Here is a 26,531-nt window from a genome sequence, read left to right as displayed (position 1 = left end):
GTCACCCCGGCCCTTTCCCCAACTGGTCCAGAAGCAGCGCCAGTGCCCGCCCGCGGTGGCTGATACGGCCTTTTTCGGCGCGGGGCAGTTCAGCGGCACTGGTGCCGGTTTCCGGTACCAGGAACACCGGATCGTACCCGAAACCACCCTCACCGCGGGGCTCTGGCAGGATGCTTCCTGGCCAGCGGCCATGACAGATCACCGGTGTGGGGTCATCGGCATGGCGCAGGTAGACCAGTACGCAGTGGAACTGGGCCGTGCGTTGGCCCTCGGGAACGTCTTTCAGCGCGTCGAGCAGTGCCCGGACGTTGTCTGCGTCGCTGGCTGTGTCACCGGCGTAACGGGCCGAACGGACGCCGGGTGCCCCGCCAAGGGCATCCACCGCCAGGCCAGAGTCATCCGCAAGGGCCGGCAACCCGGTGATCCGGGCGGCATGGCGTGCCTTGAGGATGGCGTTCTCCACGAAGGTGACCGCTGGCTCCTCCGCCTCGCCAACCCCCAATTCACCCTGGGCTACGGGCGTCAGCCCGAGTGGGCCGAGCAAGTCTGTGAGTTCGGCGATCTTGCCCTTGTTGTTGCTGGCAATGACCAGTCTGTTGGTGGCGTCAGTCATCAGTCGTTAAACAGCGTGTGGGTGAAACGGATGGGCAGATCCTGTCTGGCACCCGTGGGACGGGTGGTGATCTGGAAGGTCATCAACTCGGCGTTGCTGTATTGGTATTCGGCGATGAAATAGACAGCGTTGCCTTCCTGGATGCGTCGAAACGCCAGGAACCGGGCCTGCTGGATATCGTTCATGACCTTGCCTTCCACCTGGCCTGATACCGGCTCCAGGCCGCCATCCTCGGTTTCCCTCATGATGGATATGTTGACGATACCGATGCCGCGGCTGCGATTAAGGTTGTTCTCGCGGGCAATTTCAGGGGCCAGGAAGGTGCTTGGGAAAACGCTCCAGTGTACTTCGAATTCACCAAAATCCTTTGAGTCGGCATGGCTCTGGCTGGCGAACAGAATCAGGCACGCCAGCGACAGTATCGCCTGCCAGTGATTGCGACTATGTATGGTCATGATTCCTCCCGGGTTATCCGGTAAATGGCGATCTGCCCCAACATATTGGGCCAAAGGCGGCTGAGCCAACGATCCTGGTGTTCACCGTCAACCACCGTGCGATTCAGTATCCGGACGTCCTTGCGGAAGCAGAGGGCTTCAAAATCCTTGAAGGTGCACAGGTGGATGTTAGGGGTGTTGTACCATTTATACGGTAGCGTTTCGGATTCAGGCATACGACCCCGGCGCATCAGGTACCAGCGCAATCGCCAGTAAGCGAAGTTGGGGAAGGTTACGATGCCCTCGCGGCCCACGCGAAGCATCTCGTCGAGGACCATGTCCGGGCGCCGGACCGCCTGCAAGGCTTGTGTCATCAGCACGGTGTCGAAGGAGTGATCTTCGAAGTTCCCCAGGCCCTGGGTGTCCAGGTTCTGCTCAATGACGGACACCCCGCGACCCATGCAGGTGGTGATATGGTCCGGATTGATTTCCAGGCCAAACCCTGTTGCTCTTTTTTCCCGCTGCAGGTAGTCCAGCAGGGTGCCGTCGCCGCAGCCCAGATCCAGTACATGGCTGCCGGCGCTGATCCATTGCTCGATGATTTTCAGGTCTGTTCTCATGCGCCTACCTCCCGTGCGACCCGGTCCATGTAGGAATGGAAGATGGCGGTGTAACGTGGTGTGGGAATCAGGAAGGCGTCATGCCCCCAGGGTGCGTCGATTTCGGCATAGCTGACCTTGCAGCGGGCCGCGATCATGGCATTTACTAATTCCTCGGACCGTGCCGGAGTAAACCGCCAGTCGGTGCTGAACGACACGACAAGGAATTCGCAGCGCGCACGGAGCAGCGCCTTTGCCAGGTCATTGTCGTGCTCGTAGGCTGGGTCAAAGTAATCCAGAGCCTTGGTCATCAGCAGGTAGGTATTGGCGTCGAATGACTCCGAGAAGCGCTCACCCTGGTAACGCAGGTAACTCTCCACCTGGAACTCTGCGTCATAGCCGAACTTGTAGGCCTGGTCGCGCAGTTCGCGGCCAAATTTCTCGCCCATGGAGGCGTCGGACAGATAGGTAATGTGGCCCACCATGCGTGCCAGCATCAGCCCCCGGCGCGGCAATGTGTCGTGCTCATAGTAGCGGCCGTCGTGGAACTCACGGTCGGACGTGATCGCCTGTCGCGCCACTTCATTGAAGGCGATGTTCTGGGCACTCAGGCGTGGTGTGGAAGCAATGGTCACGGCATGCCGCAAACGGTCCGGGTAGTCCAGGCTCCACTGAAGCGCCTGCATCCCGCCGAGGGAGCCTCCCACTACGGCGGCCCAACATTCAATGCCGAGCCGGTCAGCCAGTAACGCCTGGCTGTGGACCCAGTCGCGTACCGTGATCACCGGGAAATCAGGGCCGTAGGGCTGGCCGGTTTTCGGATTGACGCTGCCGGGTCCGGTGCTGCCATGGCAGCCACCCAGATTGTTCAGGCTGACAACGAAAAACCGGTTGGTATCGATGGGCTTGCCGGGGCCAATGCAGCTGTCCCACCATCCCGGCTTGCGGTCTTCCTTGCTGTGATAACCGGCGGCATGGTGGTGGCCGCTGAGGGCGTGACAGATCAATACCGCGTTGGTGGCATCCGCATTCAGCTTGCCGTAAGTCTCAATCACCAGATCGTAACTCTCCAGCGTCTGACCGCAGGCGAGAGTGATCGGTGTATCGAAGTGCAGTGTCTGTGGGGTGACTATCCCGACAGAATCCGTTGGCAAGGGATCGGGCATTGGCGCGACAGGTTCCTGATTCAGTCCGTATTATCTGGAAGACGTTTCAGGCAATGGCCGGGCGGAAACCTGCATGTAAGTGCAGGCCTAATTGATATGGCCAGGCGATTGCCAGCCAAGCAGTTTAAAGGCCGGCCTGCATGGCTGCAACCGCCATTTCCGGCGCCGGTCAGACCGCGCCGGAAATGTTGACCACCTTCTGTTGGATCAGGGTGGGTGCCGGTTTACGGATTTGCCGCTGCATGGCATCAGCCAGTTCAAGCTGGCGCGTCAGATCGCTGATGGTGTTCTGCAGTCGTTCGCGTTCGGCCCGACTGTCGCGGTCGCTGCGAACCATGCCCCGGAGGCGGCGGATCTGGTGCTCCAGCAACTGCTTCTGTTCCATGGAGTATTGCATGATTGGTAGTAGTGCTTCCGACGGCCAGCGTTCGACATCGGCCCGCACGCGCAGATGCAGTGTTCGGGCTTCGCCCACCATCACGTTGAAGAAGCGCCTGACCAGCAGCGACTGCTCCGTCAACAGATTTTTGGGGCTGATGCGGAAACGTTTTGCCTTCTTGCGCAGTTCGCGAATGGCAATAACGTGACGACCTGCCCGTAATGGAATTGGCTCCAGGTGGCGGGCCCGGGTGTCTTCGTTGTAGCGGCGGTAGATGGCGCCCACCATTTTTTCGGCCAGCCGCCCTTCGCTGAGAAGGTTGCTCAGATCATTTTCCAGCAGCTCGAAGAAATGATCCATGCTGTGGTTCATGCCGGCAGTGGTCCAGCTCTTCGACATCTTCTGGCGGACTTTCTCGGCATGGGACTCAAACCGATCCTCGCTGACCAGCCCCTTGAGCATCTCGCCCTGGGAATCCATCAGCCGGCGGCTGGACCGGAGCGTAATCAGCTTCTTGTAGTAGAAGTCATAGTCCCGCTGGGCGCGGTCAGCCAGGCGCCGCAGTGCATCCGTGTCCATGGTGACGCCAGAACAGGCCTGCAGCTCTTCTTCCAGTGCGTCCAGCCGGTTTTGCATGGCGGCCTGACTGTTCTGCAGCATGCCCAACAGGTCGTTGATCAGGCTCTGTGTAATCAGCTGTTCCTTGTGCATCAGGATGCGCTGGATGATCAACTGTTCCAGTTGGGCGAGGTTCGAACGTTCAAGCAGTTCTTCGTTGCCTTTGACTCGAGCCAGCAGACCTTGCTTGGCGGACAGCGGTATCACGTCGTTCTGGCGCATGCCGAGGTGGTCAGCGGTGTAGCCACGCACCCGGTCAATGGCTTCCTGGGTATGCTTCTCGCCCTGGAGATCGTCCCAGAGCACGTCGATCTTGTTGAGTACTGCGAATCGGCCAGCGCGGTGGTCGGCGTGCTCGGTGTCGATGTGATCCTTCCAGATCGTCATGTCGCTGGCAGTGACGCCGGTATCCGCGCTCAACAGGAAGATAATGGCGTGGGCGCGAGGCAACATACTGATGGTCAGTTCTGGCTCTGAGCCGAGAGCGTTGAGCCCCGGGGTGTCCAGTATGCGCAGGCCGCGCTCGAACAACGGATGGCGAATACTGATCTGGGCGTTGCGCCAGGCCGGCACCACGACATTACCCGGCTTGTTGCGGTCATGCTCCAGCATGTCCTCGTCGAAGCCCAGTTTGCGGGCTTCCTGCGGAGTGACGCTCTTTACGCGAGCCACTTCCGCCAGAACTTCCCGCATGATTTCCGGGTCGCGCTCGTCCAGGTCGTGTTTGACCCAGCGTTCGGGCTGTTTGCGCAGTTGCTGCAGGGAGAGCTCGCCGGTCCTGGTTTCGATCGGGAGCAGCAACAGGTAGTTGCTGTTTGACGTGCGGTCAAAGAACAGCTCGGTCGGGCACATGGTGGTGCGGCCCGCCTGGGATGGCAGCATGCGCTGGCCGTATTCTGAAAAGAAGAGGGCGTTGATCAGTTCCGTCTTACCACGGGAATACTCACCCACGAAAGCAATGGTGAGTTCGTCTTCGATCAGCAGCTCAAGGCCGTGACGAATGCGGTTGCTGACATCGTCTGAAAACAGGTTGTTGTCCTGCAGCCACAGACGGTAGCGACCGATCTGCCTGATCAGTTCTTTTTTCCAGCCGTGGTAGGCCTCTACCTGCTGCGACAGGGTTCCTTGCTTGTTCATCGGACCATCCTTCTGCGCGACTTCCGGGCGACTGCGTTGGATCTTGGTTGGTTAAAGTTGTGCCAAAAATATAGCTAATGTTACCGCATTGGCGCGGCAAATCTGCGGCGGCGATCACGGGTCTGTATAGCAGGGCGACGTGTAGAAGGCAAAAAATGCAGCTGATTCAGATAGATGAACCAGCTGCAGGTGAGAGTAGTTTATTGTCCTGATATGTAACGGAATGTGTTTTTGAGAGGTGGTCTACATTCCGACGATGGAGCCCATGCCGGCGGCTACCTTCATGTGGTCGATCACCACCGAAACCACATTGAGGATCAGGAACACGATAATCGGGGACAGATCCAGGCCGCCCATGGATGGCATCACATTGCGTACGGGGCGCATCACGGGTTCAGTGATCTGCGCAACCAGTTGGATAGCAGGGTGGCCGCTTTGTGGCGCAATCCAGCTGACGACCACGACTGCAATGACGGACCAGAAGTAGATCTTAACGATCAGATCAAGAACGTTAAGGATGGCCCAGCTGAGCAGGGTGAGCGGGTTGATCGCCGGTATGCTGCTGTTCAGGGCCACAAGAATGAGGAAAAAGGTGATCGCCTGGATGATGACCGCCAGCACCAGGGCTGCGCCGTCGATACCGCCCCAACCGGGAATAAAGCGGCGAAGCGGGCGCAGCAGCGGGTTGGTGGCTTTCACAACAAACTGCGAGATCGGATTGTAGAAATCCGCCCTGGCCAGTTGCAGCAAAAAGCGCAGCAGCACGATCGTCAGGTAGAACGTCGAGGCAATGAGCAGAATGGTGATCAGAATGTCAGCCAGCATGAAGCCGTGTCTCCCGTTATTGGTTACTGTTTATTGGCGAGTTCTTTGGCCATTTCCCCGGAGCGCTTGTAGGCGGCTGAGTAGGCCTTCTTGACCAGATCTCTCATGCCACCCTCTTCAAAGGTCTGGATGGCCTGTTCTGTGGTGCCACCGGGAGACATGACATTGCGTTTGAGCTGGCCGGGGTCGTGTTCACTGCGTCCTGCCATTTCGGCGGCGCCGGCCATGGTCTGGATTGCCAGTGCGCGTGCGGTCTCGCCGGCAATGCCGGCATCGGTGGCCGCCTCTTCCAGTGCTTCCAGCATCAGGAAGAAATAGGCGGGGCCGCTGCCAGAAAGTGCAGTCACTGCATGCAGGAGGGATTCGTCCTCCACCCAGAGCGCCGAGCCAATGCTGTTAAAGACCGACTCCACCATGGTCTTCTGCTTTTCCTTGACCTGATCATTGGCACAGAGCCCGGCAGCCCCTTTACCAACCAGCGATGGTGTGTTGGGCATCACGCGCACCAGCGGCAGTCCGCCACCGAGCCACTCGTCCAGGGTGGAAGCTTCCAGCCCGGCCGCAATCGACACCATTAGCGGGCGGGTGTTCTGCACCACCGGGGCGATGTCTGAGCAAACACTTGCCATAACCTGTGGCTTCACCGCCAGAACCACCATGTCCGCCTGCTCGGCGCAGTAACGATTGTCGGTGGTGACGCTGACACCAAATTGTTTGCGGATGGATTGAAGATGGTTGTCATCGGGGGCGCTGACCCAGATGTTGGCGGCCTTGAAGCCGCTGTCCAGCATGCCACCGATGATGGCGCTGGCCATGTTGCCGGCACCGATAAACGAAATCGTTGGTGATGTGCTCAAGGTTCACTCCACGTTTGGATCAGTAGTGGTCAGTTGTCAGTCTGCCGCTGATGATAACAGGATATGAGGCTGTCAGCCTCCGGTTACCGAGGCCCGAATAGAGCGGTACCGACTCTTACCCAGGTTGCCCCTTCAGCAATGGCCATCTCAAGGTCGCCGGACATGCCCATGGAGAGGGTGTCCAGTGGGCCGCAACGAGGGGCCTCCTGGCGCATGTGTTTAAGCGCATTGGCCAACTTGCGAAAGCTTGAGCGCAACTCCGCCTCGGGCTGATCCGGGTCCGGAATCGCCATCAGCCCCCTGAGCGAGAGATTTGGCATCTCTTCGATGGCGTCTGCCATATCGATGAGATCCTCCAGGGCACAACCGGACTTGCTCTCCTCATTGTTGATATTCACCTGCAGGCAGATGTTCAACGGAGGAAGAGAGGGAGGGCGCTGATCGTTCAGACGCTGGGCAATCTTGAGCCGGTCAACGCTGTGTGCCCAGGCAAACGCCTCGGCAATCTGGCGGGTCTTGTTGGACTGGATCGGACCGATGAAGTGCCATTCGATGGCGTCCAGTTCCTGCAGTTCCTCCATCTTGTCCAGAGCTTCCTGAACGTAGTTTTCACCAAACGCCCGCTGGCCGGCGCTATAGGCCCTGCGAAGATCGTTGGCCGGGCGCGTCTTACTGACCGCCAGCAGGTGCACGGAACCCGGGCCATGGCCGGCCTTCAATGTTGCTTTTTGTATGCGTCGGGTTACGCTCCCGATGTTGTCTGCTATGCTGCTCATAGTGCGAATCCGCCGAATCCGGTCAGTCTCTGATACGCTGACACGTTACCCGCAGGTTACTGAAATGCCAAGTGAAGCCGTTCAGTGCCAATGACCGGAGCCGGCGCATACCGGGATAAAAGAAAAAAGCCTTCCGAGGACCCCTATGGATATTACTGAACTGCTTGCCTTTTCGGCCAAACAGGGCGCATCAGACTTGCACCTGTCTGCCGGCCTTCCCCCGATGATCCGTGTTGATGGCGATGTTCGCCGTATCAACCTTCCGCCGATGGAACATAAAGAAGTCCATGGGCTGATCTACGACATCATGAACGACAAGCAGCGCAAGGATTACGAAGAGTTCCTGGAGACCGACTTCTCCTTCGAGGTGCCCGGTGTCGCCCGCTTCCGTGTCAACGCGTTCAACCAGAACCGGGGCTCCGGCGCCGTCTTCCGGACCATCCCGTCAAAGGTACTGACGATGGAAGACCTGGGCATGGGGCAAGTGTTCAAGGACATCGCCTCTGTGCCACGTGGCCTGGTTCTGGTGACTGGCCCAACGGGTTCGGGTAAGTCCACCACGCTGGCGGCGATGATCGACTACATCAACGACAGCCGCTACGAGCACATCCTCACCATCGAGGACCCCATCGAATTCGTGCACGAATCCAAGAAGTGCCTGCTGAACCAGCGGGAAGTGCATCGTGACACCCTGGGCTTCAACGAAGCCCTGCGCTCCGCACTGCGGGAAGACCCGGACATTATCCTGGTCGGCGAGCTACGGGACCTGGAAACCATCCGCCTGGCGCTGACGGCCGCTGAAACCGGTCACCTGGTGTTCGGCACCCTGCACACCACCTCGGCGGCCAAAACCATCGACCGTGTGGTGGACGTGTTCCCGGCGGAAGAGAAATCCATGGTTCGGTCCATGTTGTCGGAATCATTGCAGGCGGTTATCTCCCAGACCCTGATGAAGAAAATGGGCGGCGGCCGGATTGCGGCACACGAAATCATGATTGGCACCTCGGCGATCCGAAACCTGATTCGTGAAGACAAGATCGCGCAGATGTACTCGGCGATCCAGACCGGCGGTTCCCTGGGCATGACAACTCTGGATCAGTGCTTGGAAAAACTCTTGAAGAAAGGCCTGATTTCCCGCGAAGCCGCGAGAATGAAAGCAAAAATGCCGGATAATTTCTAAACTTTGTAGAAGGTTCGGCAAAAGTTCGGAGGGTGTCGGGCAGTGCCTGTTCCAGGGACGTCAAAAACATGGATGTTTTTGTCGAGCGCACATGGACGTGTTCACGGCGTGCCCTGGAACAGGCGCTGGCCGACACCCAAATCACCGAAAGCCAGAAACACAGGTAAAAAGATCATGGAATTCGAAAAACTGCTCCGTTTGATGGTGGACAAAGGCGGCTCCGACCTTTTCATTACTGCCGGTGTGCCACCCTCCATGAAGGTCAACGGCAAGGTCCTGCCTGTCACCAAGAATGCATTGACGCCGGAGCAGACGAGGGAGTTCGTCTATGGCGCCATGAACGACAAACAGCGGGTCGAATTCGAAGAAAGCCACGAGTGTAACTTCGCCATCAGTGCCCGAGGCATCGGTCGCTTCCGTGTCAGCGCCTTCTTCCAGCGCAACCTCTGCGGCATGGTGCTGCGGCGGATCGAGGTGAAAATCCCGCAGATTGATGACCTGGCACTGCCGGAAATCATCAAGGATCTGGCCATGACCAAGCGTGGACTGATCATGTTCGTGGGTGCCACCGGTACCGGTAAGTCCACCTCGCTGGCGGCTATGCTCGGGCATCGTAACCGCAACAGCCGGGGCCACATCATCTCCATCGAAGACCCCATCGAATTCGTGCACCAGCACCAGGGCTGTATCGTGACCCAGCGAGAGGTGGGCATCGATACCGATAGCTTTGAAGTGGCTCTGAAGAACACCCTGCGCCAGGCACCGGACGTGATCCTCATCGGTGAGGTGCGTACCCGCCAGACCATGGAATACTCTGTGCAGTTTGCTGAAACCGGCCACCTGTGCCTCGCTACCCTGCACGCCAACAACGCCAACCAGGCGCTGGACCGGATTATCCAGTTCTTCCCGCCGGAACAGCACAACCAGATCTGGATGGACCTGTCCCTGAACCTCAAGGCCATCGTCGCTCAACAGTTGATCCCGACGCCGGACGGGCAGGGCCGCAAAGCCGTCATTGAAGTGTTGATCAACACACCGTTGGTCGCGGACCTGATTCGAAAAGGCGAAGTGCACCGACTTAAGGAACTGATGTCCAAGTCCAACGAGAGCGGCATGCGCACCTTTGATCAGGCGCTTTATGAACTCTATGCCGAAGGCTCCATCACTTATGAGGATGCCCTCGCGCACGCGGATTCAGCCAACGACCTGCGCCTGATGATCAAGCTGGGTGCCGATTCCCAGGGCGCTGACAAGCTGGCTTCCAGTGTCGACAAGTTGTCGATCCAGGACGATTGATCGGGAATTAGACTAAAGTAGTAAACGATTAGGATTCTGAATCAGTAGTGATGGCATTTGAGGCCATTGGCCCGTGATGCGTATACTCTAACCTGACGATCATCCAGGGGGATTTATGCGCAAAAACAAAGTATTGCCCGGCTCTGTTATCCGAGTCGCGACGGTATCGGCGTTGGTGGCACCCGCCGCAGCGCTGGCCGGTGGTTTTTCACTCAATGAGCAAAGTGCCAGTGCCATGGGCGTTGCCAACGCCGGCACCGCAGCCAATCCGGAAAATGCCACCACGGTTTTCTTCAATCCGGCCGGCATGAGTCAGCTTTCCGGCACCAATATGTCGTTTGGTGCCGCCGTTCTGGATATTGATGCCGAGCTCAAGGAAGGCACCGGCAGTGCCGTTCGCGATGACGGTCGTCCCGTCGCCGGTGGAAACGGTGGTGATATCGCCGACCCGGCCGTCCTTCCCAATTTTTACATGACCCACGAAATCAATGACTGGCTGGACGTGGGCTTCGGTCTGCACGCCCCCTATGGCCTTGCGGCGGATTACGAGGATGACTTCAAGGGGCGCTTTTTCGCGGACAAGACCGAGTTGACCGCCATTGCATTCAGCCCGTCCATTGCCGTTAACGACGGTAATGGATTCTCCATGGGTGCTGGCGTCAATGTGATCTACGCCGAAGGCCGGCTGACCAAATTCCAGGACTACAGTGGTACGGAAGCCCGCTTCGGGTTGCCCCCGGGGACCCTGGAAGACGGTTATGCGGATATCGAAGGCAGTGACGTGGCGCTCACCTTTGCCTTTGGCTTGCTTTGGGAAATGTCGGAGCGAACACAGTTTGGTATATCCGCCCAGACCGGAACAGAACTGGAGCTGGATGGCGACGCGGAAGTTCGTAACTATCCGCAGGGTAGCCTTGGCGGTGGTGGCCTGACGTTCAGCCAGTCCACGGTCACTGAACGGGTGACTGTCCCGCTGGATATTCCCGAGAGCATTACCTTCGGTGCCCGTCACCAATTGACCGATACCGTAACACTGCTGGCAGGTGCGACCTGGGCCAAGTGGAGCCGGTTTGAGGCATTGGATGTGGTCAGCCGTGAGGACAATGGCCCAATTTCTTCTCAGGCAGGGCCCGGTCTTGGTGATGAGCGCCTGGTGACGCACGTTTCGGAAAACTGGAAAGACACCTGGCAGGCCAATGTCGGCGCCATCTGGCAGGCGACCCCGGAGTGGGCATTCAAGGCTGGCTATGCCTGGGATGAGTCGCCGGTGAACGACGATTTCCGTACGGCTCGAATCCCGTCAGGGGATCGCGATTGGGTCACGCTGGGCGCACAGTACGCCGACGCCCGTTCAGGCTGGACGGTAGACGTGGCCGCCGGGGTGTTGCTGTTCGACGACGAAGAGGTGAACGAACAGAACTATGACGTCAACGACGAGCCCATGCCCGGGGCGGCTCGCTACCGTGGTACCTATGAGCTTGATGCCTGGAGTGCGGGGGTACAGGTCAGCAAGCAGTTTTAAGTAATACCTTGAGGGGCGTACGGCGCCCCTCAACCAATAACCTGCCCACGATAGATAACCTTCTTCTTTCTCGTCCTTTCTGCTTCCGTTTCGGAAGCACTACTGTCGCCCCTAGACGTTTCCTCGGCAATTTCCTGTCCGCGATACATTCGCTTCGCATTGTCGGTCTCGTCGTGCAGGTCCAGGTGAGGGATCTGGGGTCTGAGTATTTCCCAGGTGTGGATGAGGTGGGCTGAGCGGGTTTTGCTGGCATAGTCCGCTAGATGCCGTTCCAGGTGCTCTTCCGTGAGGTGCAGCTTTACCCCGAACTCAGACTGAATTAAGCGGCGACACTGGTGAACCAGTTTCAGTAAGCCAGGGTTCATAAGCCAACTGCGCTCGGAAGCCAGAAAAGTCATGGTGAGTGCCTCGGGTAGAAAAGTGTCACAACATGGCCCGGTATTCACTCATGCGAATGCGGGGCCGACCCTCACAAGGCTTGCGAATTTCGTGCCGTTTTCGGCTGTCGAGCCCAGCGCCGTCGTTGCTGGGAGCATACTGGTGAGACTGCAAAAAGAATGGTGTGTTTTGGGGCGAAACCACCTTGTTCGCCCCAAAACGGAACCTGGGCGAGAGGGTTCAGTGGGCTTCGTCCCAGTTATTACCGACGCCGGCCTCCACCAGTAAGGGTACATCCAGCGATGCCGCAGCAGACATCCGCTTCTCAAGGCCTTCGCGAATCTTGTCCACGGCGGATTCACGCACTTCCAGAATCAGTTCGTCGTGAACCTGCAGGATCATTCGGGCATCGTCCTGGTGATGTTCCTGTAGCCAGTCCTCAACGCTGACCATGGCCCGCTTGATAATGTCCGCGGCAGTCCCCTGCATGGGGGCATTGATGGCCGTACGCTCGGCGGCCTGTTGCAGCTGCTTGTTGCGGGCGTTGATTTCCGGCAGGTACAGGCGACGGCCGTAGAGCGTTTCCACGTATCCGTCGTCGTGGGCCTGTTTGCGAATACTGTCCATGTATTTCAGCACGCCGGGATAGCGCTCGAAATAGCGGTCAATATACTCCTGTGCTTGGTTGCGACCCACATCCAACTGGCGGCCAAGGCCAAAGGCGGACATGCCATAAATGAGTCCGAAGTTGATGGCCTTGGCGCTGCGGCGCTGGTCGCCGGAGACGTCGTCGACGGCCACGCCAAAGACTTCGGCAGCCGTCGCCCGGTGAATGTCCTCGCCCTTTTCGAACGCCTTGAGCAGTCCCTTGTCGCCCGACAGGTGCGCCATGATGCGCAGCTCAATCTGGGAGTAGTCCGCCGCCATCAGCTTGTAGCCCTCCGGGGCCACGAAAGCCTGGCGAATGCGCCGGCCCTGTTCGCTGCGGATGGGAATGTTCTGCAGGTTCGGCTCCGAGGACGACAGCCGGCCGGTGGCCGTTACCGCCTGGTGATAGGAGGTGTGAATCCGGCCAGTGCGATGGTGAATCAATTCCGGCAAGGTGTCGGTGTAGGTGGATTTCAGCTTGCTCAGGCTGCGGTGCTCAAGGATCAATCGGGGCAGGGTATGCTCGTGGGCCAGTTCCTGCAGCACCGGTTCCGCCGTGGAGGGCGCGCCTTTCGGGGTTTTCTTTACCACCGGCAGCCCCATTTTGTCGTAGAAAATAGCCTGTAGTTGCTTGGGAGAGCCCAGATTGAAGCTTTCGCCGGCTTCCTCGTGGGCTTCCTTCTCAAGCTCCGCCATACGCTCTGCCAGTTCCTGGCTGTGCTTGCGCAGCGTGCTGGCGCTGATCATCGCACCTCGTTGCTCCATACGGGACAGTACGGGCACCAGTGGCAGGTCGATGTTTTCATAGACGTCCCGCAGCCGGCCGGTTTTCTCCAGTTGCGGTCGCAGCGCCTGGTGCAGTCGAAGGGTGATATCGGCGTCTTCTGCCGCGTAGGGGCCAGCCTGCTCCAGATCAATCTGGTTGAAGGTCAGTTGCTTGGCGCCTTTGCCGGCGATGGATTCGAAAGTGATGGTCTGCTCGCCCAGGTATTGCCTGGCCAGCGAGTCCATGTCGTGACGAGACCCTACGGAATTGAGTACGTAGGACTCCAGCATGGTGTCTTCCGCAATGCCTTCCAGGTGGATGCCGTGGTTGGCCAGCACGTTCTTGTCGTATTTGAGGTTCTGGCCGAGCTTGGCTTTCTTCGGGTCTTCCAGCAAAGGTTTCAACTGGTCCAGCACTGTTTCCCGGTCCAGTTGTTCCGGGGCGCCCATATAATCGTGGCCAAATGGCACGTAGGCAGCCTCGCCGGGCTCAATGGCAAAGGACACACCAACGACATCGGCGTCCATATAACGCAGGCTGGTGGTCTCGGTATCAAAGGCGAACAGCGGTGCCTTGTTGAGGCGATCAATCCAGGTATCCAGCTCTGCCTGATCGGTCACTATTGTGTATGTTTTCTCTTTGCTGGCCGGATTGGCGCTGTTGTCGACGGCATCGTCCGCGCTTTTTTCATCGGCTGAGTCGCCGTTTTCGAGCTCGGCAATCCAGGATCGAAGCTCATACTCCCGGAACAGTTCCAGCAACTGACCGTCGTCCTGGGTCCTCAGCTTGAGGTCTTCCAGCCCGAACTCAAGATCCACGTCGGTTTTGATGGTGGCCAGTTGGCGACTGAGCGGCAGGGTTTCGGTGGCTTCCCGAAGGTATTCGCCAATTTTGCCTTTGACCTCATCCGAGTGCTCGATGATGTTATCCAGGTTGTCCCACGCCTGTAGCCATTTAACGGCGGTTTTCGGGCCGCACTTGTTGACTCCGGGAATGTTGTCCACCTTGTCGCCCACCAGCGCCAGGTAGTCCACGATCTGCTCCGGGCCAATGCCGAATTTCTCGACCACGCCGTCGCGGTCCATGCGGGTATCCGTCATGGTGTTGATCAGGGTGACGTGATCGCTCACCAGCTGCGCCATGTCCTTGTCGCCGGTCGACACCACCACATCAATGCCCTTGCTGGTGGCTTCATGGGCCAGGGTGCCGATGACATCGTCGGCTTCCACGCCACTGACGATCAACAAGGGCAGGCCCATGGCCCGAACCATGTCGTGGATTGGCTGGATCTGCATGGCCAGGTCATCCGGCATAGGCGGGCGGGTGGCCTTGTAGTCTTCGTACAGGTCGTTGCGAAAGGTCTTACCCTTGGCGTCGAACACCACCACCATTTTTGAGCCTGGAAAATCCTGTTCCAGCTTCCGGATCATGCTGATAACGCCCTTTATGGCGCCCGTGGGGTGGCTCTTGCTGGTCATCAGTGGCGGCAGGGCATGATAGGCGCGGAAGAGGTAGGAAGAGCCATCTACAAGAACTACCGGCGGAGTCTGCTGCTGTGTCATATCAAAACGGATCCGGATTCTGATTGAAGCGTTGATAGGCTTGTGCAACTCTGACATAAACGGGGTGCATTTCCCGTGTGTCAGCGTGATTATGCACGTCTCTAAACAGAACCGAAGAGTACCATGAAAATGAAACGTATCGCTTGCTCGGGTCTTGTGTTGGGTGTGCTCTGCGGGCCTTCAATGGCCCAGGAGGATGTCGATGTTGTACAGACACCCAGGGAGCCCCTGGTGGTGTCTGATTATCAGCCATCCGCTGACGGGGCGCAGATCGTGATTCGCCCGGGTGAGAACGAGGTGTTCTACGAATACCGGGTGAATGGTCAATTGGTGGAGATCAAAGTAGTGCCGGAAGTCGGTCCCGAATACTACCTGGTGCCAGCAGATGGTGGTGGCTGGATTCGTGAGAGCGAGACCGACATGCTGGTGCCCAGTTGGGTCATCTTCAGGTGGTAAGCGCCTGCGCCTAGATCAGGTCGACAGTGATTGGATCGGAACGCTGACTTTCCAGTCCACTGTCGTCAAGGGCGGTAATGCTGAATTCGTAGGCCCCGGGGGGGAAGCCCTCAAGCTGGTAGCGGGTGATGTCATCACCGGAGAGTGATATGACCTCGTAATTGTCCGTGTGTCGCAGGCGATAATAGATGCGGTAGCCGCTGATGTCGCTGGCATAGAGGCGTGAGCCGTCTTCCCGGGTAAGCGGAGCGTCCCAGTACAGTGTGGGGGCGGTGATCGACTCCGAGTCGGTCGGATTCACTGCACTGGGGGGCTCACCCTGCGCCGTTTCAGGTTGCCCAAGCGTGCCCCGAATTGATGAAATGGCGCCCCCCAGCCTTTGTTCCGATGCTTCGCTGGCTTGGCTTGAAGCGGCCCTTGACGCCCCGGAGTCTTCCTGGCATCCGGCCATGATAGCCAGGGCCAATCCGGCTACGACGATTTTCGTTAGCTGTCGGAGATCCGCAGCGTTCTGGCAGAATTTTTTACCTTGCATTGTATTGTTCGCAATCCGTTTAGCAGCGTGTTGTTAGTGCTGTTATTACAGTATCGGGGTGCGTCAGAAGCGAGGCCTGAATAAAACGGGGAGACGGGCTTTCTCAATTCAAGGCGCAGAGTATGCCGAAGCTGACAGAATCATCAAGTGAACGATCCGTAAATTCCGAGACGATCCGGTCCCCCCTTTGATAGATGATGAATAGGGGATGGTTTTAGTATGAACATTCTAATTTTTGACCGTAACCTTCGACATGTGATCAGAAGTCGGCATCGGTTTGCCGGCGATAACGATGCAGATTTTCAAACCACGCATCCACAATCTTAGGAGAGTCATCATGGGTAAACTCAAGACCTATCAGGAACAGCTTCAGGACATCGTAGCGAAGGGTATCAACGCGGCTGAAGAGCAGCAGAAAAAACTGGCTTCCAAGCCGTTCGAGTACGCAGAAAAGCTGGAAACCGAAGCCCGTGAATACAGTGTTAAGACCTTGCGCACTCGTTACTATGGCTACAGTGAGAACCTGTTCGAGCAACTGCGCAGCCTGAACACCCGTTTCGGCAGCTTTGCGGCCGACCTGGTTGCCAAGCTCGAGAAAGAAGCGGCTGAAGGCGCAGATACCGTTGCCGACGCAGCGGACGAAGTGACCAGCGTTGCCCAGTCAACCAAGGCTACCGCCCAGGCCAAGAAGCCGGCTGCACGCAAAACCACAGCCCGCAAAAGCACCAGCACTGCCAAGAAGAGCCCCGCGACTGCCTGAACGGCAACCGGAGTTCTTTGAAGCATAAAAAGGTCACCGCAAGGTGACCTTTTTTGTGCCTGATTGGTCAAGCCGTGTGGTTTATTACTCTTCCAGATCGTCCGGGTCCAGCGGAAGCGTTCTTTCCTCGCCGGTTATCTCTTCCAGCCGTTCAATGTCCGCCTCGAACCGCTCTCGCAGGGCTTTTATATTGGCGTTCTGCGAGTTGATCTCACGTTCGATGTCACGAATCTGGACTTCCAGCCGCCGTATTTTTTCCAGTGTCGCTTCGGGGATGTCGCGACCGGAACGTTCCAGGTCTGCAGCCCGGCTCTGTTCGCTGTCCAGTTGGCTGACGATCACCGAAATGTTGCCTCTCTTGAGCTGATTCAGCCCCTGCAACTCACGTATTTTCCGGTGCATGGCGCGCACGGCTTCGTCTGGGTGGCTGTAGCGCTCCAGAAGCTTGCGGTCGAGCTCCCGCTGCCGTTCCGCTTCGGCCTGGCGTTTTTCCTCGGCTTCCCTGGCGGCAATTTCCTCTTCGGTGGGTTCCGGATCAATCGTTTCAATCACCCGACCATTCTTGCTGAGAATGTCGTAGCCCCGCCTGGACGCTTCCTGAGGGATGGTGCTGCTGATGACAATCTGACCGTTCTCATCGGTATAGCGGTACATCCTTGCCTCTGCGATAGAGGCAGACATCAGCGCAGCCGCAGCAGATACAGCGATTGAAAACCTGGTCAGACGATTCATGGTGAGAGACTGGCGCTCCGCTTGAAACAATGTATGTCAGGAAGCATACCAAAAGCTGAACGATAAACCATGCCTGGATTCAGACTCCGTACTCGTCCCGATATGCGGCGACTTTGTCAGCATGTTCTGAGAAGCCGGGCCTGCTTTGCAGGTAGGCAAGCACCTGCTCGAGCCTGATAATACTGACCACAGGAATGTCGAACTCCTGTTTAACTTCCTGGATGGCAGATAGTTCACCAGCGCCTCGCTCCTGACGGTCGAGGGCAATGAGCACGCCTGCGGGCTCCGCCCCTGAGGTGCGGATCAGCTCCATGGATTCCCGGATAGCCGTGCCAGCGGTAATAACGTCATCAACAATCAGTACCTTGCCCTCCAGGGGGGCACCCACGATATTGCCACCCTCGCCGTGATCTTTCTTTTCTTTTCGGTTGAAGGCGAATGGTTTGTTGTTACCCTCGGCGGCCAGGGCCATGGCGGTGACCGTCGCCAACGGTATGCCCTTATAGGCAGGCCCGAAAATAATGTCATAATCCAGCCCACTACGCTGGAGTGCTGCGGCATAGGCCTTGCTTAACTCAAGCAGATCCTCCCCGGTATTGAACAGCCCCGCATTGAAGAAATAGGGGCTGGTGCGGCCGGATTTAAGCGTAAACTCTCCGAAACGGAGCACGTTGCGGCGGATGGCGAACTCAATGAACTGTTGCTGATAGTCGTGCATGACAAGGCTTCTGGCGGGTTTGGATCTTTAATTAACGCGTAAAACCGGTATCATACACACAAACCGAATCAGGGAACACGTATGCGGGTAGTAACAATCAGCGTCAACGGTCTGGCCCAGGCTGTTGAAAAAGGCTTCTTTGAATGGCTGGCCAGCCAGGACGCTGACGTGGTTTGCGTTCAGGACCACCGCATGCGGGCCTACGAGATCGAGGATTTTAACCTGATCCCGGAGGGCTACGAAGCCTATTTTATTGATGGCGAGCGTAACGAAGATGGGGGCGTTGGTATCTATACCCGTCATTTCCCAAAAGCCATCATGTACGGCTTTGCTAACGAGCAGGCTGATCGCGAGGGTCGCTTCATCCAGGCGGATTTCGACAAAGTGTCCGTTGCCTGCGTGCTTTCCCCGTCTGCTCTGGGGCGGGAAGAGGAGCCGATTGGCGAGGATGACCTGACGGTTCTGGATCACAAGGACGACTTCATGGAGGCCTTTGGTCTCCATATGCAGAAAACTCTGCGCAAGCGTCGCCAGTTTATATTCTGCGCCAACCTGCAAACCGCCCATCACGTGACCGACGCCAGCCCGCTGTTCCACAAGCTGGATTTTTCCGGCTTCCTGCCCCATGAGCGGGCATGGCTGGACCGTTTGTTTGATGAAATGGGCTGTGTTGATGCATTCCGCGATATCAACAAGCAGAGCAATCAGTACACCTGGTGGCCCGAGCAGGCTGAAGGTTCTCGCAAGAATGCCGGTATCCGGGTGGATTATCAGCTATTGACGCCGGGTATCCGAAAGACCATTCGGGATGGCTGGATTGATGACGGCACCCGTTTCTCCGATCACGCACCGGTGATCATGGATTACGACATCGAAATCGGTTTCTAAGATTGGAGTAGGCGGTCTCGGGAAGGCTCATCTTCCCAAGCCCGCCCAGACCGCAATGCTAATGGCTACTGAGCCAAAGCCGCTTTCTGTGCCTCAAACAGCTGCCCAATACCCAGCTTGGCCAGCTTCAACATGCCGTCCAGCTCTTCCTGTTCAAACGGCGCGCCCTCGGCCGTCCCCTGAATTTCAATGAAACCACCCTGATCCGTCATGATCACGTTCATGTCGGTTTCGGCCTCGGAATCCTCCGGGTAATCCAGGTCCAATACCGGTGTGCCTTTGTAAACGCCCACAGAAAACGCTGCAATCATCTGCTTCAGCGGCGATTTTTTCAGCCGGCCTTCTTTCACCAGATGGTTTAGCGCATCCACAAGCGCCACGCAGCCACCGGTAATCGCAGCGGTGCGGGTACCACCGTCGGCCTGGATGACATCGCAGTCGATGGTGATGGAATGCTCGCCCAAGGCGCTCAGGTCAACCGCTGCGCGCAGGGAACGGCCGATCAGGCGCTGGATTTCCACGGTGCGGCCGCCCTGCTTGCCGCGGGCAGCTTCCCGCCCCATGCGGCTGCCGGTGGAACGGGGCAGCATGCCATACTCGGCCGTAATCCAGCCTTTGCCTTCGCCCCGCAGGAAAGGGGGGACCTTGTTTTCAACAGAGGCGGTGCAGATCACCTTGGTGTCGCCAAATTCCACCAGCACGGAACCCTCGGCGTGGCGGGTGTATTGACGGGTGATGCGAATGTCTCGGGATTGTTCCGGCGTTCTTCCGCTCGGTCTCATAATCGTTCCTGGTATCAGTGGTGAGTGTCCGGGGAGAATCCCCGGTCGATTGCAAAGTCGAAAGATTGCGGAGTATAACACGCAGTCTGCGGCGTCTGTTCGATGTTGGGGCGGCCAGCCTGCTAAACTTGAAACCTGCTTCTTCGCAAACGTGGAGTCACCATGATCAGAAGTATGACGGCCTTCGCCCGCCAGGATACCCAGGAAGACTGGGGAACGCTCACCTGTGAAATTCGCACGGTTAACCACCGGTACCTGGAGCCGTCCTTTCGCTTGCCCGAAGCGCTCCGGGAGATGGAGAACAGTTTCCGTGAGCAACTGCGCAAGCAATTGCGGCGCGGCAAAGTGGACGTGGCCATTCGTCTTCAGGCCAATGAATCGGCGACCCAGGGTTTCGAAATCGACGAGGATGTGGCGAGCGCTGTGAACGAGGCGGCAAACCACATCAACCGAATGCTGGACAACCCGGCCCACATTAGCGCCCTGGATATACTCCGTTGGCCGGGAGTGCTGGCCTCCAGCGAGCAGGACTTTGGCCCAGCCCGGAAGGCGGCAGGGGAGTTATTCGAGCGTACTGTGAGTGAGCTGGTGACAGTCAGGGAGCGGGAAGGTGAACGCCTTCGGCCGCTGTTTGAAGACCGGCTGGCCACTATGAACAAGCTGGTGGCAGAGGTCCGGGCCCGGATGCCGGAACTGATCCGCGCCCAGGACGAGCACCTGAAAAACCGTTTCGAGCAGGCAAAGGTGGAGCTTGACCCGGATCGCGTGGCTCAGGAAATGGTGATGCTGGCCCAGAAAAGCGATGTCGCCGAAGAGCTGGATCGCTTGGAAGCCCATATCACCGAGGTTTCGGACACTCTGCAGTCCGACGATGCCATCGGTCGCCGTTTGGATTTCCTGATGCAGGAGCTCAACCGCGAGGCCAATACGCTCAGCAGCAAAAGCATCGATGCCCGGGTGACAAGGGCAGCGGTTGACCTGAAAGTGTTGATAGAGCAAATGCGGGAGCAGGTCCAGAACCTGGAGTAACCTCACTTGGATGCGGGGGCGGCGCAAACGCCGTATAATCCCGCCCTCGTTATTGTGGTGGCGCCGGGTTTGTTCCGCGCCAACTGAAAGCCCGTCAATGCCCGGAGTTGTTAGTCCCATGAGCCAGGAGTCAGAACAAGGCACGCTGTATGTGATTTCCGCCCCCTCGGGTGCAGGTAAGACCAGCCTGGTGGCTCAAATGCTGAAGCAGGACGAAAAGCTTGGTGTCTCCGTGTCCCATACAACCAGGCCTATACGAACGGGTGAGCAGGATGGCGTCAACTACCATTTCGTCAGCCGAGAAGCCTTCGAGGCGATGATCAATTGCGGTGACTTTCTGGAGCATGCGGATGTGTTCGGGAACTACTACGGCACCTCACAGGTCTGGGTGAAACAAACACTGGCCACGGGTCAGGACGTGATCCTGGAAATTGACTGGCAGGGTGCGGAGCAGGTCCGCCACCTGATGCCAGACTGTGTCAGCATTTTCATCGTGCCGCCATCGCCGGAGGCGTTAAAGGATCGCCTGACCGGCCGGGGCACAGACGCACCGGAGGTGGTGGCGCGTCGCCTCAATGAGGCGGCGGATGAGTGCAGCCACGCGGTGGAATTCGATTATCTGGTGGTTAACGATGATTTCGACATCGCGCTGGACGACCTGCTGGCGATTGTCCATTGCCATCGTCTGCGCATGCAGGCCCAGCAGGTCAGGCATTCCGGGCTGCTGACCAGGTTGTCCGAGCGCCATTGACCGGCTGACATTGCCTGTATACAAATTGAACCGGCCGCAGTAAACTACGCGGTCTGCTGAAATCAGTCATTTTGCTATTGTCGGGGAAGTTATGGCACGAGTTACCGTTGAAGATTGCCTTGAAAACGTTGATAACCGCTTCCAGCTGGTTATGCTGGCCACCAAGCGTGCCCGCCAGATCGCAACCAAAGGTTTCGAGCCGCTGGTCGCCGAAGAGAACGACAAGCCTACCGTTATCGCCCTGCGTGAAATTGCCGAAGGTAAAATCACCCGCGATCTCCTCGCCGAGGATGACGACGAGTAAGGCTCAAGGTCGCTGAATGTGGCCGAAGGCGGGAATATTTTCTGGTTACCCGTCCAAAGCATTGAAATCTGTTCTTGCGGTTTTATAGTGTATCTATAGGCATGACTGGAAGAACGTCGGAAGGACCCGAATGCGTGCATTCGGGTTTTTTTATCCCTGACATTTATGATCCCCACGGAGGCGCGGTGTCGGCAGAGGCAACGGTTGATGTGCTGGCCAATGAACTCAGCACGTATCTTGATACCAATCGCATCAATCAGGTGCGAAGAGCCTACTATTATGCCGAACAGGCCCACGAAGGGCAGATGCGCAAAAGCGGCGATCGCTATATTACCCATCCTCTGGCGGTGGCCAGAATCCTTGCCAGCCTGAAGCTGGATCACCAAAGCCTGATGGCAGCCATGCTCCATGATGTCATCGAAGACACCGGCATTCCCAAGGATGCGCTTTCAGAGCAGTTTGGCGAGGATGTGGCTGAGCTGGTGGATGGTGTCAGCAAACTTACCCAGATTGAATTTCGCTCCCGTGCCGAGGCCCAGGCCGAGAACTTCCAGAAGATGACCCTCGCCATGGCGCGGGACATTCGCGTTATTCTGGTCAAGCTGGCGGACCGCCTGCACAACATGCGCACCCTGGGCCCAATGCCCTACGAGAAGCGCCAGCGCATTGCCAACGAAACCCTGGATATCTACGCCCCGATTGCCAACCGGCTGGGCATGCATTCCATCTGTACCGAGCTGGAGGACCTCGGGTTCTCCTCGCTGTACCCGATGCGCTCGAAATACATTTCCAAAGCCGTGGCGAAGTTGCGGGGCAGTCACCGGGAAATCATCGACGATATCCGTGGCAAGCTACAGGAAAAACTGGAAGAGCGTAGTTTGCCTGGTCGTATCCTGGGTCGGGAGAAGCATCTGAACAGCATCTACAACAAGATGAAGTTCAAGCAGAAGTCCTTCCACGAAATCATGGATGTGTACGCTTTCCGGATCATTACCGACACCGAGGACGATTGCTATCGCATCCTCGGGGCCGTGCACAGCCTCTACAAGCCGTTGCCGGGCCGTTTCAAGGACTACATCGCCATGCCCAAGGCCAATGGCTACCAGTCTCTGCACACCACTTTGTTTGGTATGCATGTGAATATCGAAATCCAGATCCGCACCGAGGAAATGGAGCACATTGCCAATAACGGTATTGCGGCCCACTGGATGTACAAGAACGAGCCATCCAGTGTCACCAGTGTCAACCAGACACGGGTAGACCGTTGGGTGAAAGGCCTGATGGAGATGCGTGAGCGCGCGGATGATTCCCTGGAATTCATCGAGCATGTGAAGGTCGATCTGTTCCCGGACGAGATTTACGTGTTCACGCCCAAGGGCAAGATCATGGAGTTGCCCAGCGGAGCCACCCCTGTGGATTTTGCCTACGCCATCCATACGGACATCGGTAATGCCTGCGTGGCCTGCCGTATCAACCGCAACCTCGGATCCCTGAGCCAGCCGCTACAAAGTGGCCAGACGGTTGAAATCATTACCGCGCCCGGGGCAAGGCCCAATCCCGCCTGGCTCAGTTTCGTGGTAACCGGTAAGGCCCGCAGCAGTATTCGCCATGTGCTCAAAAACCAGAAGCGTGCCGAATCCCTGGATCTGGGTAAAACCCTGCTTAAAAAATCCCTCAAAGGATTTGGTGCCAGCCTGCCGGAGATCAACGAACATCAGATCCAGGCGGTGGTCCGTCACAACCAGGTGGACAGTTTCGAGGACCTGGTCAGCGACATTGGCCTGGGCAACCGTATGGCCTACCTCGTAGCCCGCCAGTTGGTCAGCGGCAAAACAGACAATGAAGCGTCGAACGTGGCATCGGCGACGATCATGGATAAAGCTGATAACAGCCCGGTTACCATTCGTGGCACCGAAGGCCTGTTGGTTCGGTTTGCGAGCTGTTGCAAACCGATTCCCGGTGATCCGGTGGTCGGCGCCATGGACTCGGGCAACGGCATGGTGATTCACTCGGATACCTGTTCACGGTTGCCGGAAGATGATGAAGGCAGGGCGCGTCTCACTCATTTGAAGTGGGCCAAGGACATTGCCAACGAGTTCTCTGTTGAGCTTCGGGTGGAGTTCGAACGCCAGCGCGGGGTTATTGCGGAGCTTGCCAATGCAGTTGCCATGGCGGACGGCAACATCGAGCGTATCAATGTGGAAGAGCAGAATGCGAGGCTGGGCATTGTCGGCCTGGTGGTACATGTGAACGGGCGCCGACACCTTGCCAGGGTGATGCGGCGGATCAGGAATATTCGCGCTGTCACTCATATTAATCGTGTAAGGCAGTGACGCAACCGTTATGCAACAGGCCATGGCCGCGACGTTTGGCCTGTTGACATGCCATCCACCCAAAGGTGAGGATTGGCGTTTTGATAAAGAGGGCCCCAAGGTCATGACCAACAAATCCGTAATACAGACTGATAACGCGCCACAGGCCATCGGCACATACTCCCAGGCAGTTAAAGCCGGAGACACTGTGTACCTGTCTGGGCAGATTCCGCTGGTGCCGGAAACCATGGAGGTGGTCGCGGGTGATTTCGCCGCCAAGACCCGGCAGGTGTTCGAAAACCTTAAAGCCGTCTGCGAGGCCAGTGGCGGAGAGCTCAAGGACATCGTCAAGCTCAACATCTACATGACGGATTTGAGCAACTTTGCAACGGTGAACGAAATCATGGCCACGTATTTTCCAGAGCCGTATCCGGCGCGGGCCGCTGTGGGTGTCGCGGCGTTGCCCAAGGGCGTTCCGGTTGAGATGGAAGCGGTGATGGTGCTGAGCTGATACTCGCTCAAGCTAACACCCAAGGCGGCCTACGGGCCGCCTTTTTCATTGGTGGGGTGATCGCCAGGCCTACCGGGTTTTTTCGGCTATCATTTCCCGGTAGCCCACCCTGAAGTCCGGGTAGCGGAAATGGAATCCAGAGTCCAGCAGCCGCCGATTGTTACAGCGCTTACTGCCTGCGCGGCCACCTTTACGGGCGTCGGGGCCAGGCTTGTCGCAGGGCAATTGTTCCCGTACCCATGCCACCACTTCATCGAGCCGCACGGGCTCGCAATCGCTGGCTAGGTAGCAGTCCTCAAGTGGCTGGCTTGCGAGTGCCCGCCCCACGATATGGCAGGTGGCCGCGGCCGCATCCGCTTCGTGGATACGGTTGCTATAGGGGCCGGGAGAGGTCGGAGCCATGCCGCCACTCATCACCGCGTCGAGGAAGCGCGCCCGTGACGGGCCGTAGATGCCACTGAAACGGATTACGGTTGCCGAACTGCCGCTTTCCAGGGCGATCCGCTCACCCTCGAGTATCGCCTGGCCGCTGTATCGGGCGGGCTCGGTTGAGCTGCTCTCATCCACCCAGGAATCATCGTCCTGAGCATAGACACTGCTGCTACCGATAAACACCAGTCGGGTGAGTCGGTGCCCGTCCAGGGCGTCGATCAGGTTCTGCAGGCCCTTTACGTAGGCATTGTGATAGCCCTTGTCGTCGTAGCTTGCTGGCGTCAGGCAATAAACCACAATATCGAGATTGTCCGGCAGTACCGACTGCACCTGCTCCGGCACCATCAGGTCCGCCCCCAGCGCATGGACACCCTCTGGAACCTTGTCCGGATTGCGTCGCAGGCCGTACACCTTTGCCATTCCGGTAAGCTGTGAGGCAATGGCGCCGCCAAGCTTGCCGCAGCCGGCGACCAGTATTCTTGGTGTTTGTTGGTGCTCAGTGATTGCCATAGGCAATATCAATCCTTATGCTTTGGCTAATAAATTCACGGAACGTTTGCACGATCCCTGACCTGGACGAATTCTGACCGGAGCTCGCCATGACTCTGACCGAGTTAAGATACGTTGTTACCCTTGCCCGGGAAAGGCATTTTGGCCGCGCTGCCGAGCGCTGCCACGTCAGCCAGCCGACCCTGAGTGTGGCCGTCAAGAAACTGGAAGACGAGCTCGGCATACCCCTGTTCGAGCGCAGCAAGAACAGTATCCGCGTCACTGAAACGGGCAAGCGTATCATCGACCAGGCCCAGCGGGTTCTGGACCAGGTGGGTGTTATCCGTGACATGGCACAGGACGGCAAGAACCAGCTCAATGCCCCCCTTAAGGTAGGCGCCATCTATACCATCGGCCCCTATCTGTTCCCGCACCTGCTGCCGGAGCTTCGCCGCGCCGCGTCTGAGATGCCGCTCTACATCGAAGAAAACTACACGGCCACACTGCGCCAGAAACTGCGCCAGTCAGAACTCGACGCCATCATCATTGCACTGCCGTTTGAAGAGCCCGAGGTCGTCACTCTGCCGCTCTACGACGAGCCTTTTGTGGTGCTGCTGCCGGGAGGCCACCCGCTGACCAAACGCGAGAGCCTGACAGCGGAGGAACTGGCGAAGGAGCAGTTGCTGCTGCTCGGTCCCGGCCACTGTTTCCGTGACCAAGTGCTGGAGTCCTGCCCCCCGCTGGTGGATGCGGTCACCCGTAATCCCAGTGCTGCGGCGCCCTCTCTGGTGACCGAAGGCAGTTCACTGGAAACCATTCGCCACATGGTAGCCTCCGGCCTCGGTATTACGGTGTTACCGCTGTCCGCCGCTACAGCGATGCAGTATGACGAGAACATACTCGCTGTCAGGCCTTTCGCGGCACCGGTGCCCTATCGCACAGTGGCATTGGCCTGGCGGGTTACTTTCCCACGACCAAAAGCGATTGATGTGCTGTCGCTGGCGGCCAGCCAATGCCGGGTGATCGAGAAAGCGAAGATTGACACCCCGGCCGCGGCCGCTACCGCCTGAGCCAGG

The 26,531-nt window shown here is 57.8% G+C and carries 26 protein-coding genes and 1 pseudogene; 12 read left to right on the top strand and 15 right to left on the bottom strand.

Features of this window, described 5'->3' with window-relative positions:
- Position 1: 1 nt before the first annotated feature.
- From rdgB to R1T46_RS00375, 8 genes and pseudogenes are all read right to left on the bottom strand, one after another.
- The gene (gene rdgB, locus R1T46_RS00410; RefSeq protein WP_036203126.1) at positions 2–613 is read right to left on the bottom strand and encodes an RdgB/HAM1 family non-canonical purine NTP pyrophosphatase; all 612 of its coding nucleotides are present in this window, start codon (positions 611–613) and stop codon (positions 2–4) included.
- Positions 613–1,068 (bottom strand): DUF4426 domain-containing protein, encoded by a 456-nt coding sequence (locus R1T46_RS00405; protein WP_036203129.1) that lies wholly within the window; start codon positions 1,066–1,068, stop codon positions 613–615. The genes rdgB and R1T46_RS00405 overlap by 1 nt, the downstream gene beginning before the upstream one ends.
- Positions 1,065–1,667: a methionine biosynthesis protein MetW gene (gene metW, locus R1T46_RS00400; protein ID WP_036203131.1), complete on the bottom strand. Its 603-nt coding sequence runs from the start codon at positions 1,665–1,667 to the stop codon at positions 1,065–1,067. The genes R1T46_RS00405 and metW overlap by 4 nt, the downstream gene beginning before the upstream one ends.
- On the bottom strand, positions 1,664–2,812 hold the full coding sequence (locus R1T46_RS00395; protein WP_036203135.1) for a homoserine O-succinyltransferase MetX: 1,149 nt from the start codon (positions 2,810–2,812) through the stop codon (positions 1,664–1,666). The genes metW and R1T46_RS00395 overlap by 4 nt, the downstream gene beginning before the upstream one ends.
- A 1,324-nt stretch (positions 2,813–4,136) precedes the next feature.
- Positions 4,137–4,946, bottom strand: a pseudogene (locus R1T46_RS21570) (dynamin family protein); the annotation flags it as partial.
- Between the two features lie 243 nt (positions 4,947–5,189).
- Entirely contained in the window at positions 5,190–5,771 is a 582-nt protein-coding gene (locus tag R1T46_RS00385) for a YggT family protein (protein ID WP_036203140.1), read from the bottom strand.
- Positions 5,772–5,794: 23 nt separating this feature from the next.
- Positions 5,795–6,628: a pyrroline-5-carboxylate reductase gene (gene proC, locus R1T46_RS00380; RefSeq protein WP_317307024.1), complete on the bottom strand. Its 834-nt coding sequence runs from the start codon at positions 6,626–6,628 to the stop codon at positions 5,795–5,797.
- Between the two features lie 83 nt (positions 6,629–6,711).
- Positions 6,712–7,404, bottom strand: coding sequence for a YggS family pyridoxal phosphate-dependent enzyme (locus tag R1T46_RS00375; RefSeq protein ID WP_317307023.1), 693 nt, complete (start codon positions 7,402–7,404; stop codon positions 6,712–6,714).
- A 145-nt stretch (positions 7,405–7,549) separates the two neighbouring features.
- Between R1T46_RS00375 and R1T46_RS00370 the strand changes: the two genes are divergently transcribed.
- The 3 genes from R1T46_RS00370 (at position 7,550) to R1T46_RS00360 (ending at position 11,402) form a co-directional block, all read left to right on the top strand.
- A complete protein-coding gene (locus tag R1T46_RS00370; protein WP_027830795.1) occupies positions 7,550–8,584 on the top strand; it encodes a type IV pilus twitching motility protein PilT in 1,035 nt (344 codons plus the stop codon).
- A 174-nt stretch (positions 8,585–8,758) separates the two neighbouring features.
- Positions 8,759–9,880, top strand: a complete 1,122-nt coding sequence (locus tag R1T46_RS00365; RefSeq protein ID WP_041332635.1) for a PilT/PilU family type 4a pilus ATPase — start codon at positions 8,759–8,761, stop codon at positions 9,878–9,880.
- Between the two features lie 115 nt (positions 9,881–9,995).
- Positions 9,996–11,402 carry an OmpP1/FadL family transporter gene (locus R1T46_RS00360; RefSeq protein ID WP_317307022.1) on the top strand — a complete coding sequence of 469 codons (1,407 nt, stop codon included), beginning with the start codon at positions 9,996–9,998 and terminating at the stop codon, positions 11,400–11,402.
- 29 nt (positions 11,403–11,431) lie between these two features.
- Here the strand turns inward: R1T46_RS00360 and R1T46_RS00355 are convergent, their stop codons facing one another.
- Positions 11,432–11,800, bottom strand: coding sequence for a hypothetical protein (locus R1T46_RS00355; RefSeq protein ID WP_041332636.1), 369 nt, complete (start codon positions 11,798–11,800; stop codon positions 11,432–11,434).
- A gap of 220 nt (positions 11,801–12,020) precedes the next feature.
- Positions 12,021–14,756, bottom strand: a complete 2,736-nt coding sequence (polA, locus tag R1T46_RS00350; protein WP_317307021.1) for a DNA polymerase I — start codon at positions 14,754–14,756, stop codon at positions 12,021–12,023.
- Between the two features lie 129 nt (positions 14,757–14,885).
- Here polA and R1T46_RS00345 point away from each other — a divergent pair, with 129 nt between their 5' ends.
- Complete coding sequence (locus tag R1T46_RS00345; RefSeq protein WP_036205605.1) at positions 14,886–15,212, top strand: DUF2782 domain-containing protein; 327 nt, start codon at positions 14,886–14,888, stop codon at positions 15,210–15,212.
- 10 nt (positions 15,213–15,222) lie between these two features.
- Here R1T46_RS00345 and R1T46_RS00340 read toward each other — a convergent pair whose 3' ends face one another.
- Positions 15,223–15,747 (bottom strand): fibronectin type III domain-containing protein, encoded by a 525-nt coding sequence (locus tag R1T46_RS00340; RefSeq protein ID WP_317307020.1) that lies wholly within the window; start codon positions 15,745–15,747, stop codon positions 15,223–15,225.
- A gap of 337 nt (positions 15,748–16,084) precedes the next feature.
- Between R1T46_RS00340 and R1T46_RS00335 the strand changes: the two genes are divergently transcribed.
- Positions 16,085–16,507 carry a hypothetical protein gene (locus R1T46_RS00335; RefSeq protein WP_292049011.1) on the top strand — a complete coding sequence of 141 codons (423 nt, stop codon included), beginning with the start codon at positions 16,085–16,087 and terminating at the stop codon, positions 16,505–16,507.
- An 84-nt stretch (positions 16,508–16,591) separates the two neighbouring features.
- On the opposite strand, the gene R1T46_RS00330 is transcribed toward R1T46_RS00335, so the two are convergent.
- A complete protein-coding gene (locus tag R1T46_RS00330) occupies positions 16,592–17,239 on the bottom strand; it encodes a DUF4124 domain-containing protein (RefSeq protein WP_317307019.1) in 648 nt (215 codons plus the stop codon).
- A gap of 79 nt (positions 17,240–17,318) precedes the next feature.
- Positions 17,319–17,957, bottom strand: a complete 639-nt coding sequence (pyrE, locus tag R1T46_RS00325; protein ID WP_317307018.1) for an orotate phosphoribosyltransferase — start codon at positions 17,955–17,957, stop codon at positions 17,319–17,321.
- An 81-nt stretch (positions 17,958–18,038) separates the two neighbouring features.
- Here pyrE and R1T46_RS00320 point away from each other — a divergent pair, with 81 nt between their 5' ends.
- Positions 18,039–18,845, top strand: coding sequence for an exodeoxyribonuclease III (locus tag R1T46_RS00320; protein ID WP_317307017.1), 807 nt, complete (start codon positions 18,039–18,041; stop codon positions 18,843–18,845).
- A 65-nt stretch (positions 18,846–18,910) separates the two neighbouring features.
- Here the strand turns inward: R1T46_RS00320 and rph are convergent, their stop codons facing one another.
- Positions 18,911–19,627, bottom strand: a complete 717-nt coding sequence (gene rph, locus R1T46_RS00315; protein ID WP_127402121.1) for a ribonuclease PH — start codon at positions 19,625–19,627, stop codon at positions 18,911–18,913.
- 162 nt (positions 19,628–19,789) lie between these two features.
- Here rph and R1T46_RS00310 point away from each other — a divergent pair, with 162 nt between their 5' ends.
- The 5 genes from R1T46_RS00310 to R1T46_RS00290 all read left to right on the top strand — a co-directional run bounded on the left by R1T46_RS00310 (position 19,790) and on the right by R1T46_RS00290 (position 24,534).
- The gene (locus R1T46_RS00310; protein WP_317307016.1) at positions 19,790–20,656 is read left to right on the top strand and encodes a YicC/YloC family endoribonuclease; all 867 of its coding nucleotides are present in this window, start codon (positions 19,790–19,792) and stop codon (positions 20,654–20,656) included.
- A gap of 118 nt (positions 20,657–20,774) precedes the next feature.
- Positions 20,775–21,407: a guanylate kinase gene (gene gmk, locus R1T46_RS00305; protein ID WP_317307015.1), complete on the top strand. Its 633-nt coding sequence runs from the start codon at positions 20,775–20,777 to the stop codon at positions 21,405–21,407.
- Between the two features lie 91 nt (positions 21,408–21,498).
- Complete coding sequence (gene rpoZ, locus R1T46_RS00300; RefSeq protein WP_317307014.1) at positions 21,499–21,711, top strand: DNA-directed RNA polymerase subunit omega; 213 nt, start codon at positions 21,499–21,501, stop codon at positions 21,709–21,711.
- A 185-nt stretch (positions 21,712–21,896) separates the two neighbouring features.
- The gene (locus tag R1T46_RS00295; protein ID WP_317307013.1) at positions 21,897–24,044 is read left to right on the top strand and encodes a RelA/SpoT family protein; all 2,148 of its coding nucleotides are present in this window, start codon (positions 21,897–21,899) and stop codon (positions 24,042–24,044) included.
- A 103-nt stretch (positions 24,045–24,147) separates the two neighbouring features.
- Positions 24,148–24,534 carry a RidA family protein gene (locus R1T46_RS00290; protein WP_300498187.1) on the top strand — a complete coding sequence of 129 codons (387 nt, stop codon included), beginning with the start codon at positions 24,148–24,150 and terminating at the stop codon, positions 24,532–24,534.
- Positions 24,535–24,603: 69 nt separating this feature from the next.
- Here R1T46_RS00290 and R1T46_RS00285 read toward each other — a convergent pair whose 3' ends face one another.
- On the bottom strand, positions 24,604–25,476 hold the full coding sequence (locus R1T46_RS00285) for an NAD-dependent epimerase/dehydratase family protein (RefSeq protein ID WP_317307012.1): 873 nt from the start codon (positions 25,474–25,476) through the stop codon (positions 24,604–24,606).
- A gap of 89 nt (positions 25,477–25,565) precedes the next feature.
- Between R1T46_RS00285 and R1T46_RS00280 the strand changes: the two genes are divergently transcribed.
- Entirely contained in the window at positions 25,566–26,525 is a 960-nt protein-coding gene (locus R1T46_RS00280; RefSeq protein ID WP_317307011.1) for a hydrogen peroxide-inducible genes activator, read from the top strand.
- The last annotated feature ends 6 nt before the right edge of the window (positions 26,526–26,531 follow it).

This window comes from Marinobacter salarius, assembly GCF_032922745.1.
Taxonomy (GTDB): domain Bacteria; phylum Pseudomonadota; class Gammaproteobacteria; order Pseudomonadales; family Oleiphilaceae; genus Marinobacter.
Note: the sequence above shows the minus strand (reverse complement) of the source record. Positions and strands in the feature narration are given on the sequence as shown.

Coding starts and splice junctions, on each gene's coding strand:
- R1T46_RS00280 (WP_317307011.1), top strand. CDS start 25,566: ATGACTCTGACCGAGTTAAGATACGTTGTTACCCTTGCCCGGGAAAGG.
- gmk (WP_317307015.1), top strand. CDS start 20,775: ATGAGCCAGGAGTCAGAACAAGGCACGCTGTATGTGATTTCCGCCCCC.
- R1T46_RS00360 (WP_317307022.1), top strand. CDS start 9,996: ATGCGCAAAAACAAAGTATTGCCCGGCTCTGTTATCCGAGTCGCGACG.
- polA (WP_317307021.1), bottom strand. CDS start 14,756: ATGACACAGCAGCAGACTCCGCCGGTAGTTCTTGTAGATGGCTCTTCC.
- R1T46_RS00375 (WP_317307023.1), bottom strand. CDS start 7,404: ATGAGCAGCATAGCAGACAACATCGGGAGCGTAACCCGACGCATACAA.
- R1T46_RS00335 (WP_292049011.1), top strand. CDS start 16,085: ATGGGTAAACTCAAGACCTATCAGGAACAGCTTCAGGACATCGTAGCG.
- R1T46_RS00370 (WP_027830795.1), top strand. CDS start 7,550: ATGGATATTACTGAACTGCTTGCCTTTTCGGCCAAACAGGGCGCATCA.
- R1T46_RS00355 (WP_041332636.1), bottom strand. CDS start 11,800: ATGACTTTTCTGGCTTCCGAGCGCAGTTGGCTTATGAACCCTGGCTTA.
- rdgB (WP_036203126.1), bottom strand. CDS start 613: ATGACTGACGCCACCAACAGACTGGTCATTGCCAGCAACAACAAGGGC.
- R1T46_RS00290 (WP_300498187.1), top strand. CDS start 24,148: ATGACCAACAAATCCGTAATACAGACTGATAACGCGCCACAGGCCATC.
- R1T46_RS00285 (WP_317307012.1), bottom strand. CDS start 25,476: ATGGCAATCACTGAGCACCAACAAACACCAAGAATACTGGTCGCCGGC.
- R1T46_RS00320 (WP_317307017.1), top strand. CDS start 18,039: ATGCGGGTAGTAACAATCAGCGTCAACGGTCTGGCCCAGGCTGTTGAA.
- metW (WP_036203131.1), bottom strand. CDS start 1,667: ATGAGAACAGACCTGAAAATCATCGAGCAATGGATCAGCGCCGGCAGC.
- pyrE (WP_317307018.1), bottom strand. CDS start 17,957: ATGCACGACTATCAGCAACAGTTCATTGAGTTCGCCATCCGCCGCAAC.
- R1T46_RS00395 (WP_036203135.1), bottom strand. CDS start 2,812: ATGCCCGATCCCTTGCCAACGGATTCTGTCGGGATAGTCACCCCACAG.
- R1T46_RS00365 (WP_041332635.1), top strand. CDS start 8,759: ATGGAATTCGAAAAACTGCTCCGTTTGATGGTGGACAAAGGCGGCTCC.
- rpoZ (WP_317307014.1), top strand. CDS start 21,499: ATGGCACGAGTTACCGTTGAAGATTGCCTTGAAAACGTTGATAACCGC.
- R1T46_RS00310 (WP_317307016.1), top strand. CDS start 19,790: ATGATCAGAAGTATGACGGCCTTCGCCCGCCAGGATACCCAGGAAGAC.
- rph (WP_127402121.1), bottom strand. CDS start 19,627: ATGAGACCGAGCGGAAGAACGCCGGAACAATCCCGAGACATTCGCATC.
- R1T46_RS00405 (WP_036203129.1), bottom strand. CDS start 1,068: ATGACCATACATAGTCGCAATCACTGGCAGGCGATACTGTCGCTGGCG.
- R1T46_RS00385 (WP_036203140.1), bottom strand. CDS start 5,771: ATGCTGGCTGACATTCTGATCACCATTCTGCTCATTGCCTCGACGTTC.
- R1T46_RS00330 (WP_317307019.1), bottom strand. CDS start 17,239: ATGAATCGTCTGACCAGGTTTTCAATCGCTGTATCTGCTGCGGCTGCG.
- R1T46_RS00340 (WP_317307020.1), bottom strand. CDS start 15,747: ATGCAAGGTAAAAAATTCTGCCAGAACGCTGCGGATCTCCGACAGCTA.
- R1T46_RS00345 (WP_036205605.1), top strand. CDS start 14,886: ATGAAACGTATCGCTTGCTCGGGTCTTGTGTTGGGTGTGCTCTGCGGG.